General features: G+C 46.7%; 13 protein-coding genes and 1 tRNA gene. 6 read left to right on the top strand and 8 right to left on the bottom strand.

The features are described 5' to 3' along the window. The first annotated feature begins 1 nt into the window (after window position 1). On the top strand, window positions 2-910 hold the full coding sequence (locus tag RE469_01195; GenBank protein WMT44831.1) for an EF-Tu/IF-2/RF-3 family GTPase: 909 nt from the start codon (window positions 2-4) through the stop codon (window positions 908-910). Here RE469_01195 and purD read toward each other — a convergent pair. Both purD and RE469_01185 read right to left on the bottom strand, forming a co-directional pair. Then, complete coding sequence (gene purD / locus RE469_01190; GenBank protein WMT44830.1) at window positions 897-2,189, bottom strand: phosphoribosylamine--glycine ligase; 1,293 nt, start codon at window positions 2,187-2,189, stop codon at window positions 897-899. The two genes, RE469_01195 and purD, sit on opposite strands and share 14 nt — an antisense overlap. Then, a complete protein-coding gene (locus RE469_01185) occupies window positions 2,179-2,679 on the bottom strand; it encodes an SMC-Scp complex subunit ScpB (GenBank protein WMT44829.1) in 501 nt (166 codons plus the stop codon). Before RE469_01185 ends, purD begins: the two co-directional genes overlap by 11 nt. 99 nt (window positions 2,680-2,778) lie before the next feature. On the opposite strand from RE469_01185, the gene RE469_01180 reads away from it, so the two are divergent. The 3 genes from RE469_01180 to RE469_01170 are packed head-to-tail and all read left to right on the top strand — an operon-like array spanning window position 2,779 to window position 5,079. Then, window positions 2,779-4,125: a cytosine permease gene (locus RE469_01180; GenBank protein ID WMT44828.1), complete on the top strand. Its 1,347-nt coding sequence runs from the start codon at window positions 2,779-2,781 to the stop codon at window positions 4,123-4,125. After that, on the top strand, window positions 4,122-4,610 hold the full coding sequence (dcd, locus tag RE469_01175) for a dCTP deaminase (protein WMT44827.1): 489 nt from the start codon (window positions 4,122-4,124) through the stop codon (window positions 4,608-4,610). Before RE469_01180 ends, dcd begins: the two co-directional genes overlap by 4 nt. A gap of 13 nt (window positions 4,611-4,623) precedes the next feature. After that, on the top strand, window positions 4,624-5,079 hold the full coding sequence (locus tag RE469_01170; GenBank protein WMT44826.1) for an SRPBCC family protein: 456 nt from the start codon (window positions 4,624-4,626) through the stop codon (window positions 5,077-5,079). Here the strand turns inward: RE469_01170 and rnz are convergent. From rnz to RE469_01155, 3 genes are read right to left on the bottom strand one after another with little or no spacing between them, the layout of a single operon-like run. Then, on the bottom strand, window positions 5,057-5,995 hold the full coding sequence (gene rnz / locus RE469_01165; GenBank protein WMT44825.1) for a ribonuclease Z: 939 nt from the start codon (window positions 5,993-5,995) through the stop codon (window positions 5,057-5,059). The genes RE469_01170 and rnz overlap by 23 nt on opposite strands. Window positions 5,996-6,018: 23 nt before the next feature. Then, window positions 6,019-6,396, bottom strand: a complete 378-nt coding sequence (locus RE469_01160) for a hypothetical protein (protein ID WMT44824.1) — start codon at window positions 6,394-6,396, stop codon at window positions 6,019-6,021. A gap of 49 nt (window positions 6,397-6,445) precedes the next feature. Further along, the gene (locus RE469_01155) at window positions 6,446-9,181 is read right to left on the bottom strand and encodes a DEAD/DEAH box helicase (GenBank protein WMT44823.1); all 2,736 of its coding nucleotides are present in this window, start codon (window positions 9,179-9,181) and stop codon (window positions 6,446-6,448) included. A gap of 494 nt (window positions 9,182-9,675) precedes the next feature. Here RE469_01155 and RE469_01150 point away from each other — a divergent pair, with 494 nt between their 5' ends. Both RE469_01150 and RE469_01145 read left to right on the top strand, forming a co-directional pair. Continuing rightward, window positions 9,676-9,837 carry a hypothetical protein gene (locus RE469_01150; GenBank protein ID WMT44822.1) on the top strand — a complete coding sequence of 54 codons (162 nt, stop codon included), beginning with the start codon at window positions 9,676-9,678 and terminating at the stop codon, window positions 9,835-9,837. Continuing rightward, window positions 9,838-9,919: transfer RNA gene (locus RE469_01145), tRNA-Ser, on the top strand. It abuts the gene before it with no gap. Window positions 9,920-10,076: 157 nt separating this feature from the next. On the opposite strand, the gene RE469_01140 is transcribed toward RE469_01145, so the two are convergent. From RE469_01140 to RE469_01130, 3 genes are all read right to left on the bottom strand, one after another. Further along, a complete protein-coding gene (locus tag RE469_01140; GenBank protein ID WMT44821.1) occupies window positions 10,077-10,886 on the bottom strand; it encodes a hypothetical protein in 810 nt (269 codons plus the stop codon). Window positions 10,887-11,893: 1,007 nt separating this feature from the next. Next, window positions 11,894-12,277, bottom strand: coding sequence for a hypothetical protein (locus RE469_01135; protein ID WMT44820.1), 384 nt, complete (start codon window positions 12,275-12,277; stop codon window positions 11,894-11,896). 177 nt (window positions 12,278-12,454) lie between these two features. Further along, on the bottom strand, window positions 12,455-13,342 hold the full coding sequence (locus tag RE469_01130; protein ID WMT44819.1) for an SDR family oxidoreductase: 888 nt from the start codon (window positions 13,340-13,342) through the stop codon (window positions 12,455-12,457). Between the last annotated feature and the right edge of the window lie 6 nt (window positions 13,343-13,348).

The raw sequence follows: 13,348 nt of genomic DNA, 5'->3' as shown, positions 1-13,348 counted from the left end.
AATGATAAAGAATCTCACAGTATTCACGTATGATGCCGCCGATTTCCTGAAGGTTGTTGCAAAGAAGGGTACGGAAAGCGATATCACCCTCTACCACAGGAAAGATGGCGAGAACGTTTACACTTTCCTGTCCCCATCACGTTTCCCGGAGAAGGTCTCATCCCTTACCGACGCCATGTATCCTGCTGACATAGCAGTCGTGAATGCAGATATGATCAACAGGGATTTCGGGGAAGTTGTGGTGGCCATGGACCTGATGGGCATAAGCAGGGGTTATTTCCTGGTGAGCAACCCGGATAAGATTGATGTCATAAAGAAAATGACAGCAAACACCACAATGAGAAATTTCGGCTTCTTCTCGGGCAATCCCATGGAGCTTCTGCCTGAACTGGATAAGGAGAAGCATGTGCCAAGGTTCCAGAACACAATGGTTCTCATAGATCACTTCTTCAAGGTGAAGAGTGTTGGCACAGTTGCACTTGGCTTTGTCCTTGGAGGGCAGGTTGAGAAACACCAGAAACTTATCTGCTCCTATGCAGACAAGGAAGTCCAGGTAAGGTCCATCCAGGTGCAGGACGAGGATCAGGAATCCGCCCAGAGCGGTGTCCGTGTGGGCCTTGCGCTGAAGAACATTGATTCGGACGAGCTGGAGAGGGGGATGTTCCTGTCTGATACGCCTTTCCAGTACCTCAGCTCATTCAACGGGAAGCTGGAGATAAGCCCATTCTCAAAACTTAATGCGGATGATGTGCAGGAGATATTCGTTTCAGATGAGATGAGGTACCAGCGCGGAATGGTGGATAAATCCAGCGTCCAGCTTGAGAAACCCATACTCAAAATAAAGAATACCCTGGTTGTGTCAACGCCCAACAGGTCTCCCAGGATATTCGGCCGAATCAGGATTGGCTGATCTTCTTCTGGATCATGTCCCTGGTTCCTATATCGTGGCGGACGTAATATTCGCCATGAATTTTCTTCAGGCCGCTTTCCACGATATCCGATGCATCCCAGATGTGGTCAGCGATGCCCACAACCGCAAGTGCCCTGGATGATGACATGACAACATTCTCCCTGGTCCCCGAGACGGCCGCATAATAGACCTTCAGGTTCTCATTCTCAAAATTTCTTTCAATTTCAAGTTTTCCCGGCCTGGGGGCCGTTCCGTATCCAACCGGTACAACATACTTCAGGACCGTTGCGGAATTCCTGAAATCAACGCTTTTCCTGAGATTTCCATCGGCTATGGAATACAGCATTTCTGTGAAGTTGCCGGAAGATATGCTGAGCACGTTTATCCCCTCGGGATCGGCAAATCTGGCGTTGATCTCTATAACCCTCGGGCCATGGGGGGTCTTCATGAACTGGCCGTACATTATTCCCCTGAACTCATTGCCTTCGGACCTCATTGCGTTAATCACCGATGATATGATCTGCAGAGCCCTTTCCCTTGTTCCGGAATCAATGAATGGAAGCAGGTGGTCAGAATCTGTTATGGAACCCATCCCACCGGTATTGGGTCCCACGTCGCCCTCATAGGCCCGCTTGAAATCCTGTGCCAGAGGCATTGGCATTATATGAGTTCCGTCAGTGAACACCATCTGTGAGAACTCCTCTCCGGATATCTTCTCCTCAAGGAGCACAATGCCATCACGCTCCAGGACCTCCTTTGCATACTGGAAGGCATCCTGCCTTGTCTCAAGGTGAATCCCCATGACCTTCACCCCCTTCCCTCCCGTAAGGCCGGTGGGCTTGACGGCATAATCAGCAGTGGAATCAAGAATCATTTCCCGGAGGTCCTGGACCGACTTCGCCTCATGATACTCAATGTTTCCGGGTATTTCGTAGCGGGAAAGAAGCTCCCTCATGTACGCCTTAGACGTCTCTATGCGGGCGGCAAGCCTTGTGGGAGATGCCACACGAATTCCCCTGGAAATCAGCGTATCTGCAAGAGGCGTATCCAGCACGGGATCGGGCCCAATGAAGGCCAGATCCACACCTTTTCTCAGTGCAAATTCCAGGATTGCAGAATGGTTCAGCTCATCAGTGATAAGGGTGTCAGTGGACAGGGAAATTATAGAAGGATTTCTGTTCTTAAGGGCGGAAAAGAGCTGGGATCCGGATTCAACAATTCTCCTGGCCACTGCATCCTCCCTTCCCCCTCCGCCAACGAGCAGGATCTTACTGGGCATTTTCTTCACCCTCGGTCTTTCTGATCCTGGAGACCAGTTCGCCACGATCTATATTGAAGTACCTGTAGAACTCCCGTGTCACGTCGAAGGCCTCTGTGTTCCTGTACCTTTTCTCCGAGAGGAGCTTTCTCTTCACCAGGTCGTGGATGAGAGGACGTGATCGTTCCCCGTACTTCTGGATAATCTGCCCCCTCAACGCACCCGGATTCGCAGCCACAAAACCAAGAATCCTGACCTGGACCTGGTCAATTTCCATTCTTGAAACGGGAGCAACGATATCAGAATATTCGTTCTTAAGCTGAAGCTTGTACCTTATTCCAGACCTGGCCACTGCAAGGCACGTCTCCCGGGCAGAATAGTCCCTTGCAAGCTTCTTTATTGCCTTGATGACCTCTTCCCGGGGTTCCCCGATCACAGAGGAAATGTCTCCAGCAGACATGGGGGATTCAGAAGCATACAGTACTGCCTCAACCTTGCGGACCACATCCATGATTGGATATGTGCATCCTCTTAATTTTAATTTACTGCTTTCAGATACATATCATGTAAAGAATGTAAATTTTTATTACTGAATATGGCATCCCAATGCATGTCTGCCGAACATACGTTCGCTGAAAATACGCATAAAACCTTTCAAATAGCCACTGAAGATGATAAAAATAGAACCATGAAACCCTCATCGCTTTTCTTCATATGGTTTGCAGCGAACCTCACAATAGGTGACTTCGCCATAGGCTTCATCCCAATCTCACTGGGCATGCCCGTTGATTATGCCGTTGTGGCACTGATCATAGGAAACATAACTGGGGGCATGCTGCTGGGCATGATGAGCATGACCGGGGCTCTTACGGGCAAACCACAGATGGCGCTGAGCCTGGGGCCCTTCGGCCAGCTTGGGTCAAGGGTTCTTGCCGTTCTTCAGTGGGGCAATACGCTGGGCTGGCTCACCGTGAACCTTGTTCTGGCATCATTTGCGCTTCATGTCATCGTTCCCGGTGTATCATTCCTCATCCCCATATTCATAGTGACCGCCATAGTGTTTGCTCTGGCATATGCCGGGCACAACTGGATCAGGAGATTTGAAGTTGCGATGTCGGTCGTGCTGGGAGTAATGTTTGCTGTGATCAGCATAAGATATTTCACCACCTTTTCATCAACATATTCCTATCATCCATCAGGGCTGAGCCCCCTCATTGCATTTGGAATAACTCTTGCCTCATCCTTCTCCTACATCATGGCATGGGGACCCTATGCATCCGACTACTCCAGGTTCACAAGGAAGGCTGACAGGCCCAGGAGATCATTCGGTTTCACATTTGCCGGGGGAGCAATAGCCTCATTCTGGATTGAAATAATCGGGATGGCCGTGGCAATATCGGCGCATGCCTACATCTCCAATCCCGCCACGGCCCTTGCCAGATACATGGGCGCTTACGCTGCGGTTGGCATGATATCGCTGTTTCTTGGCGGAATTGCTGCAAATGCCATAAACCTGTTTTCAAACGCCACTTCGCTGAATACTGCTATCACCAGACTCACCAGGAACAGGGCACTGATCATAGGCGTCATTGTGTCACTTGCTCTTGGGATAATCGGATACAGGAACTTTTACGGCTTCTACGAGACATTCCTGTTTATTCTGGACTACTGGATAACGCCTTGGCTGGGCATATTGATCGCACATTACTTCATAACTGGCAGGAACAGATCCACGGGGCTGGCTTCATATTCCGGGATTTCTGCATATGTGCTGGCCATACTCATATCAGTTCCCTTCATGAGCCCTGGCGCTGTATTTGAAGGCCCGCTTGCCTACTATCTGGGTTCCGTGGACATCAGCTATTACATCTCATTCTTCGCCTCAATGATTCTTTACATTACTTTTAATAATTATTTCAGGGTTAACCATGCAAGGGGTGCGAAGCCCCTGGGATGAATATGTCTGTCTACAGCGACCGGAAAATCCTTGAACTTGCAAGGGAAGGAAATCTTATTGGCGAGAACTTTGACGTGTTAAGTGTTACGCCAAACGGCTACGATCTCAGGATCGACCAGGTATGGGTTTCCGGCAATGTGATTTCAGGGGAAGCAGTGATTCCTGCAGGTACACAGTTTCTGGTTTCAACAATAGAGTACATAAAAATGCCAGAGGATGCCATGGGCCAGATCTGGATAAGATCATCCTACGCCAGGAAAGGTGTCCTGGGGTCATTCGGGGCAGTTGATGCCGGATTCCATGGAAACCTGACACTTTCTTTTCTGAATGCATCCGGGTCCCCGGTGACGGTGGCCAGGGGTGAGCGCATAGCCCAGCTCGTTATTCATGACATGTCATCCAGGCCCGCTGAATCCTACGGAGAGAGATCAGGGAATTACCAGGGTTCAAGGGGAGTAACGGTTAAGGGCAGGAATATACTCTAGGTATGGTAGCACCATGGTCGGGGAGATCAAAATACAGGTGGCCGGAAAATCTTCAGCCAGCCCGGACAGGATAATGGACCAGATAAGCGACTGGCAGAGGCTTCCTGAATTCTGGCACGGAATGAGAAGCATAACCCGGTCGGATGGCAGCATGCTTCTGGTGAGGTTTGCTTTTCCCGGAAACGGAAAAATGTCGTACCTGTGCGACAGGAAATCCCTGACGTGTACGGAGAACTACCACAGCGGCCCATTTTCAGGCTTCAAGAAGACCGAACTCAGGTGCATTGACGGCGGAACAGAGATCAGGGTGAGATGGGAGATCAAGCTCTCACTGTCCATGGTACTTTTGAAAGGCTTCCTTGCAAGGCATTTCACAGAGGGAACTGAAAGCGCCATCAGGCGCATCTGCGAGAGCGCCGAATCCGATCTGCTCCGTGAGCGGGAAATTATTGTGCATCAACAGGCGTGATGGTACCAGAGGGCCTGACATCATATTCCATGAGTTCCCGGCTGAGCTCTGATTCTGGAAATATGCTTCTGGCCTCATTAATGAGTGCATCCAGATTCTCATATCTGGGGCTGTAATGGAAAAGGAAGAATTTCCTGACGTGTGCATCCCTGGCGATCTCCGCGGCCTGCCTTGATGATGAATGGCCGAATTCATTCACCTTGGGTTCCAGGGAGGAATCTGTTGTGGTCTCATGAATAAGGACATCTGCATCTCTGGCAAAAACCTTCATTTCCTCAAGTGGTCTTGTATCGCCCGTATAAACTATGGACCTGCCCTTTCTGATGCCCATGCTTATATCATCAATGGAAACCGTCCTGCCATCGATCACTACAGTGCCATTGCTGCGGATTTCTTCCAGCCGCCTGGCAGGTATGTTAAGGGCTTCTGCCTTTGATCGGTCGATCTTCACAAGGTCCTTTTCCTGAATCCTGTATGACATGGCAGGAACCGGATGGTCATTCCTCATGGTGCTCACAGTGAATTTGTCGAAATCGTACGTCTTTCCGAATTCAAGTTCCCCAACACGGATCTCGTAGCTGAGGCGAAAGTAGCCCACATTCAGTGCATTGGAAAGAATCCTTGTCGCACCCCTGGGGCCAAAGATATAAAGGGGCTTGTCACGCCCGTTGAATGACATGCTCTGCACAAGCCCCAGGAGGCCGAGAAAATGATCGCCATGAAAATGTGTGATGAAGATATTATGGATGCTCATGAAGGACAGCTTGCTCTTCATGATCTGTTTCTGAGTACCCTCGCCGCAGTCTAAAAGATTGGTAATGTCATCGATCTGCACTGCAACTGCAGGCAGTCCTCTGCCAGGGGAGGGCCAGGAACCGCCTGTGCCCATGAACGTGATCCTGATGTTGGAAGCCATTGACCTTCATGGCATTATGGCTATTAATTCTCTGTCTGCTGAACCCTGCCCAGTGCGAATGGGAGTTCCTCCACGGTACGCACTGGCATCATCTTCCTGATGGAATTCCAGAGATCCGTGTCAGCAAAACATCCAGACCCGTGCAGGAAATTTTCCAGGTTCGACATGATCTGGTGCCCCTTGCGGTCAAAGTCGGGGAGAAGTATCACCTCGCTGTAGTTCCTGGCGATATTGTCAGAGAATGTGACCAGGGAACTGCCTGAATTTATTGTTATTATTTCCCCCGGGAAGTCAATTCTCCTGAGGCTGTCAATATCGTGCCTCCCCTCAACAATTATTGGCACACGGTTGTTTTTCAGACGATACCTTTCAAGTATTTTCAGGATTCTTGGTCCGGACATTGGCAATGGTACATATGGGTTGCAAAATTTAACATTTACCATGGAACCACTAGTCCCAGAAGCGCCTGGTCTTGGCATAATCCATTTCCCCGTTAAGAATGGCCCTTATGAGATCATCCTCGTTCCGGTAGGTGACGTCAAGAAGCCGTGAGGCCGTTTCCGGCCCTATCCCTCTGGCTGCCATTACTATTATTGCCTGCATGCCCCGCTCCCTCACAAGGTGAGCATTCTTCATCAGGCGTTTTCTTGTCTTGATTCCGTCAGGATCCTCTTCCCTGGATTTATCAAGGAGGTTCTTCTCAAAAGGCGAAAGGGAAGCCACAAGAGAGCTTCCGCAGACCGGGCACCGTATGCTTTTTATGTCCCTCACCTTCATGGTCCGGACATTGCCGCAGGATGTGCAGTAGAGTATGGTCTCCTCGTTCAGGAGCCTCTTCTTCACGGCATCAAGTATGCTGCGGGTTGGTTTCAGTGGCGCAACCCTTTCCGAGTAGTGGGTCAGGAATACGTCGGAGCTTTCGGAGATGTCATCCTTCAGGGAAAATTCAATCTCTCCAGACCTTATTCCCTTGAGGTACTTTTCAAGAGTTCCCAGGTCCATGTAATCAGAGATGAGCTTCCTGATGGAATCCCTGTATACCGGAGTGTCATAGTATGCATCAACGATCTTCTCAAACCTTATCCTGCCGATATCGGCGTCGTTGGCTATGAGGCCGAACTTGCGGGCTTCATAGAGGAACACCGAATTGAAGAACCGGGATCTCCTTGCTGATCCAGAGATGTACTGATAAAGCCTGTCAGGATCAATGCTCAGGATGATCCGCCTGACGTCATTGGACCTGATGACGCGGGACGACCTTATGTAGAAATGGTACGGCGAGTAATCAGTCTCAACACTCTCTCCCGTGATTCCGGACAGGATGCTTGAGAATATTTCAGCAAGCGCGAAGTTTCCCTTTGTTCCAAGAAGCACCTGGATAATGATCTCGTTGGCCTTGGTCTCAATCACGGTGCGCTTCATGGTGGCAGAATCCTTGGAATACCAGTCTTCCAGAAGCTGTCTGGAATTCTCTTCCACAAAATCAGGCACATACCTGTTTTCCCTGTTCTGGGAAACCTTTTCCGTTACATCAAGCAGAACAGGTATCTCCTCCCCGGACCATTTCGGCGCAATTGCTGCGGTGGGGAACGGTTCAACAAGTATCCGGTCCTTGTCTATCCTTATGGTTCTCCATGTCGATCCGCGGATGACGAAATATGATCCGGGCTCCAGCTCATTGACCACGTACCTTTCATCCAGCGTACCTATGAATTTCCGGTTGATCTGGTCTATTACCTTGAAGTTCTTCTCGCTTGGTATCATTGAAATGTTTTCCAGGAAGTAGTTGAGTACACCTCTCCTTTTCCTTACCCTGCCGTCCTGGAAGAATATCTTGCCCGTGCGTGCAAGAAAATCCAGGGTGGAATCGAACTCCTCCCGGCTGAGATTCCTGAATGGATAGGAACGGGTCACAACTTGGAAGAAGTGATCAGCATCAATTTCACTGACGAATTTGGCTTCCGACAGGACCTGGTTTGCCATTGTTGCAAGGGAATTTTCCCTGATGGCGATATCCTCAAGATGCCCCTCCATTATGTAGGATACTATGGCGCTGGCCTCCTCAAGCTCAATTATGTCGCTGCAGACTATGTTTCCCAGAGAGATTTTCTCAAGGCTGTGCCCTGACCTGCCAACCCTCTGTATCAGCTTGTTGATCTGCCTTGGGGAATTGAACTGCAGAACAAGATCTGCGGATCCTATGTCAATTCCCAGTTCCAGAGAGGAGGTGCATATGAGGGCCTTTACTTTTCCTGCCTTGAAATCCTTCTCCGCGCTCTCCCTGGCATCCCGGGACAGGGATCCATGATGCACCTGTATGGGCGGATCCTTAAGGTAGAGCCTGAGCCTGAATGCAATATCCTCCGCTGAACTTCTTGTGTTGACAAAAACCAGTGTCCCTTTGTGCTTCTGGATCAGGTCCCACATGTGCAGTATGGCACCAGCATACCCATCGTCGCATCCCATTATGCCAGCCACTGCCTCGTCTGCTTTTGCAGGAACACCAATCTGAATGGTCATGCGTTTCTTCAGCCCTGACCTAGAAATATATGGGGGACTTTCAGGAGAAAGGAATCTGGCTAGATCATCCTCATTGCCAACAGTGGCAGAAAGGCCAATTCTCTGGAAGTTGCCGGCTAATTCACGGAGCCGTTCCACCGCAATGGCAAATTGGGAACCCCGTTCATTCTGGGCTGTTTCGTGCAGTTCATCTACTATAAGATAGCGCACGTGGGAAACAATCTCCCTGAGCCTCTTCCCGTTCAGGAGAATCTGCAGGGATTCTGGAGTGGTAATGAGAATATCGCCAGGATTCTTTACTATCTCCCTCCTGTCAGCATCGGTGATATCGCTGTGCCTCACCTGTACGCGGATGCCAAGTTCCCTTCCATATTCCCTGAGCCTGTCAAGAAGGTCCCGGTTAAGCGCCCTGAGGGGAGTTATGAATAGTGTTGAGACAGGTTGCGGCCTTTCAGTCAGAATCCTGTGGAATATTGGAAGTATGGCTGCCTCAGTCTTTCCACTGCCTGTGGGTGAGAGCAGCAGGACGTTCTCGCCTCTCAGTATATGGGGGATCACATCCTGCTGAGGATCCGTAGGATCCAGAATCCCTCTGTTTATGAGCATTTCCCTGATCCTGGGATTAAGCTGGTCGAAGACTGACAGATTTTCCACATTATCTTCCAATTAGCATCACATTTTTTATGCGGATTATTTCCAACTGGCCTATGAGGTTTACCACCCTGGCTGTTTAAATTTTACATTAAACTGAACATGTGTCCGGTGCAGCTTCAGGCAATTTTCACCGCGCATTTCAGCGGTAACATCCTTATTTTTATCGCGGAATTCATAATAAGTCGATAAATCAACCACAAATAACTGCTGCAGGTTCATAATCAATTGAAAAGCAAATCATTTTCGATTTATAAAAAAGGCGTGAAAATCTTTCTACGATCAGTTGTCGTCATCGTCGTCATCGTAGTCGTCATCATCATCGTAATCGCGTCTCTTCACGAAGTTTACCAACGGTGAGCACCTCCGATACCAGCAGGATCAACCAATATTTATACTTTTCATGCAAAACTCACTATTGCATTGGTTTCCCTATCCTCTATTTTTGATACTGGACTCACTTCAACCTGAAAAATATATTATGACCTAACAAATTACGTTGTGGTAGCATGGGAGACAAATTAGCTGAGGTGGAGATTTCGAAGGATGGAGAGATGTATTATGCAACAATTACGCTTCCGTCCGGTGAAGTAATAACTCTGGAAAATGAGGATTTTGAAGAGATTTTAGAACAGGTTGCCAACGATCTTCAAGACCGCTTCAGCTCCTGAGCGGGGATGGCCCAGCGGTACGGCGGCAGCCTGCTAAGCTGTTTCTCGAATGAGAGCGAGGGTTCGAATCCCTCTCCCCGCGCTTACATTTCCGTTCCCGCACATGCCCCCAAGTGCCATTTTCAGTTTCTCCTTAGGTGTGTATACCCTCTTTGCTGCCATTTATAAGGCAAGGAACAGCATGAATCATAATAAATTTCGTATTCTGTCCAGAGATGTGTGAAATATTTTAGAAATAACTACTTTGTGAGTTTTTCATAGTGTTCATTAATAATTTGCATAATCCTATTGGTGTCAGCGCCTATGTTATGGTCTGGATGGTATATCTTGGTCAGCCCATTTCTAATTCTTGTAAAGAAAGTTTTTTTACTTTGGCCATCCCGTGGTGCATAGTCAAATTCGAAGAGGAGGTTAAGTATTTCATCCTTGGCGTTCTTTTCAATGATTTTTTTATTCCTATTGAATTCATCATTCATTTTTTTACTAGCGTCAAAGAAGCCTCTTTCATATTCCGTTCGTATTGATGCTATTAATTGTTGTCTTTCCTTCTCCAATTCCTTGATTCTCTCTTCCAATTCCTTGATTCTCTCCTCCATTTCCTTGGATTTCTCTAATTCCCGATCAAGGTTTTCCGATATAGCTTCAAATGTTTCATCCACTTTCTTCTCCACAAAGGTTGACAAATTAAATTCATAGCTTAAATTGTCCACGCCTTTAAATTGGTCAATTAGGATATAACTGAGCAGGTATCCTATAACAAGATATCCCGAGGCGTCAGCGATCAGAAGCGAAAGAAAGGTAGTTGTTGACGAAAGGGACCACGTGACCTGAGGGAACTCAGGTTTCCCTGAGATCAAAAAAGATACGAACGCTATAGCAATAGTTGGTAAGACAATGTAAATGGCTGAAAATAAAATGACAATGGCTCCTAAAAAAGCTCTGAAATTATAAACTTCTTTTCCGTTTGTTGTTGAGTTAAAATATGACTGAAAGTAAAGGAAATCAAATATTGAAAATGCTAAGACTATCAAAAAAAGTTCTATTCTCATAGCCGCTATCAAAGAGTCGCCAATGAAATGATTCAATAAAATAGCAAAAATATAGAAATCTTCCAGCATAAATAGCATAAATGAATCATACGAGACACTAACAGAATCGTGTGATTTCATAGAAATCACAAGACTTTCGAGCGCCAGACCAAGTGCCAGGAGGAGGTATGCATAATAGTATGGCATTATCAACCCAAAAAACTCCAATGCAAAGAAAAACAAGACACACAAAAGAATGATACTAGAGGATTGCCTTAGTGAGATTATGATATCACTATTTCGCGTTATGCCGTCCTTTCGATACCATAGTGAAGAAACTTCTGTCCATAGCATCACATCTATTATCCCTGAAAAAGGGCTTCCGAATATTATTTTTATTATTCCAAACGAGAGGAGGTATGGACTGTCTTCCCGGTAAAGTATCCCCGATTTCAAATAGTGCAGGTAACCAAAGAGGAAAATTGAAAAATAGATAGTAATTATTGTCTGTATTGTGGACAGTGCTAGAAATGGATAGAAAAAAAGACTGCTATGAACATAAAGCAGAGTCAGGTAAATATAGACAGCAACTGTTAAACATTGCACTATGAGGGACTGTATCCCCGCAGTTCTTGTACCATAGACCCCTATGATATTTGAAAGTGAATCTTTTAAGTTCAAATGGAGATGCTGCATACTTTGTTTAAGCGATGTCCATTGATCCATTAAAGCGAAGAAAACCAGATCGTAACTTAAATTTTAGCCTTGATGTTGTTTCTCCATTATTGCAGTACTCGAGCTCTGTTTATACGGAGTTTGCTACATCGGAGAAAATATATTACAATATGTTGGCTCTTTGTTTTGGAGACTCAAGAAAAGGAAGTATGTTCTGGTTCCTATGTTGCCATTTCATAAATTAATGCGTATGTACGTTTCTGGAGATCAGTCGTAAGCGGACCCTGAGAATATAAATTTCAACAGAAATTGGCAAGTGAGACTAGCAAAAAAGTACTTCCTTGTAGGACACTTTAAATTTGTACTATACAGCACAAGAATGAGGTAATCAATTTCTGGAAGTGAGTTTTTGAGTCGCAAGATTGCCTTTCCAGACCAATGGTTCTGGGTAAGTCTTGTTCATAAAACAGTTTTGGTAGATCCTTTCCAGATCGGGTTTGAGTGTCAAGACTTGCTCCTGCAAGGCCTCTCGAGATATCATTTCTGTAGAGGTGCTCAAGTATCAGTGTATGGAGAACATTCACATCCTCTCCGGGAATTTTCATTACAACAATCTTCTGGCCTTCCCTTGAGTGAACTGTATATCCTCTTGAACCATTATTTATTGGAAATTCCTCCACCTCAGAGTGCTCCTTTGCAATTCTCTTCAGAGTATTGTATGGGGTTGTTGCCTTCACATCTTCTTCAACAGGTTTTGCCTTTCCAGGAAATGGTGTGGTCTGGGATATATCATAAACCTTTCCAGTTCTGAAGACCTTGGTAAAACCACCGTCTGTGAGGTTGAACTTCTCCCGGACAAGCTCCTCAATGGTATCATCATTCAGTTTTTCAACTTTCGGTACGGTATATGGGATTCATGGGAGCACCGGTGATAATGCCAGAGTGTCGGCGGTTAACTGCCAGAGTTTCTCCTGAAGTTCTTCATTATAAGAAACCGTAGATGTCTTAATGGGCTTCAGTCTTGAAAAACACTTTCCATTCAACTCTTCACTTGTTCCATAAATTGCCAGGTTAATGGGTGTTCTTGAAGCCTCATGAGCACTTATCTGGAAAGGCTTCATTATGCCGAAGGATGCTGAAAGAATTCTGCTTCCGCTATTTCTGCCCAGATTTGTGGACACGAAACCTGGCTGCACCAGGATTGAAGACATGTTTGTTTTTCTAAGCCGCCGTGCAATGGCATATGTGAAAAGGGTAATCATCAGCTTTGAGGTTGAGTATGCCTTCATGGCCCCATATTTCTGCTTGAATTGGAAATCAAATTCTGTTCTTCCACTCTTGTGTACGGAAGATCCAATGTTGATAATTTTTGCGGCGCCTGATAACTTCAAAATTGGAAAGAGAAGGCGAGTTAACAAAACAGGAGAAAGATAGTTGAGAGCTATTGTGCTCTCAAAACCGTCTTTGGTTATCATATATCTGTTGAATACGCCACCTGCATTGTTTATCAGCACGTCAATTCGGCTTGTGCCGGAAGCAATTTTTTCGGCAAGTGCCCTTACGGCATTTATTGATGACAGATCAGCTATTTCATAGCTTACATCCCGGTTGGATGTAGCTGAAATTATTTCACTCCTTACTGCTTCACACTTTTCTCTGGAACGACCAACTATGGTAACATCTCCCTGCAACCTGGCCAAGCCTATGGCTGTTTCCTTTCCTATGCCTGATGTTCCACCGGTGACAATGCACCTTTTTCCAGAAAAAGCTGTGGCTGTAACATCTTTGGATGCAGATTCCATTTTTGA

The organism is Cuniculiplasma divulgatum (assembly GCA_031200235.1).
GTDB lineage: Archaea > Thermoplasmatota > Thermoplasmata > Thermoplasmatales > Thermoplasmataceae > UBA509.
The sequence above is the reverse complement of the archived record's forward strand: the minus strand, read 5'-3'. Positions and strand labels throughout refer to the sequence as shown.

Excerpts from the sequence above, each read along its gene's own strand:
- RE469_01195 (WMT44831.1), top strand. The coding sequence starts at position 2 with ATGATAAAGAATCTCACAGTATTCACGTATGATGCCGCCGATTTCCTG.
- purD (WMT44830.1), bottom strand. The coding sequence starts at position 2,189 with ATGCCCAGTAAGATCCTGCTCGTTGGCGGAGGGGGAAGGGAGGATGCA.
- RE469_01185 (WMT44829.1), bottom strand. The coding sequence starts at position 2,679 with ATGGATGTGGTCCGCAAGGTTGAGGCAGTACTGTATGCTTCTGAATCC.
- RE469_01180 (WMT44828.1), top strand. The coding sequence starts at position 2,779 with ATGTCTGCCGAACATACGTTCGCTGAAAATACGCATAAAACCTTTCAA.
- dcd (WMT44827.1), top strand. The coding sequence starts at position 4,122 with ATGAATATGTCTGTCTACAGCGACCGGAAAATCCTTGAACTTGCAAGG.
- RE469_01170 (WMT44826.1), top strand. The coding sequence starts at position 4,624 with ATGGTCGGGGAGATCAAAATACAGGTGGCCGGAAAATCTTCAGCCAGC.
- rnz (WMT44825.1), bottom strand. The coding sequence starts at position 5,995 with ATGGCTTCCAACATCAGGATCACGTTCATGGGCACAGGCGGTTCCTGG.
- RE469_01160 (WMT44824.1), bottom strand. The coding sequence starts at position 6,396 with ATGTCCGGACCAAGAATCCTGAAAATACTTGAAAGGTATCGTCTGAAA.
- RE469_01150 (WMT44822.1), top strand. The coding sequence starts at position 9,676 with ATGGGAGACAAATTAGCTGAGGTGGAGATTTCGAAGGATGGAGAGATG.
- RE469_01140 (WMT44821.1), bottom strand. The coding sequence starts at position 10,886 with ATGAGAATAGAACTTTTTTTGATAGTCTTAGCATTTTCAATATTTGAT.
- RE469_01130 (WMT44819.1), bottom strand. The coding sequence starts at position 13,342 with ATGGAATCTGCATCCAAAGATGTTACAGCCACAGCTTTTTCTGGAAAA.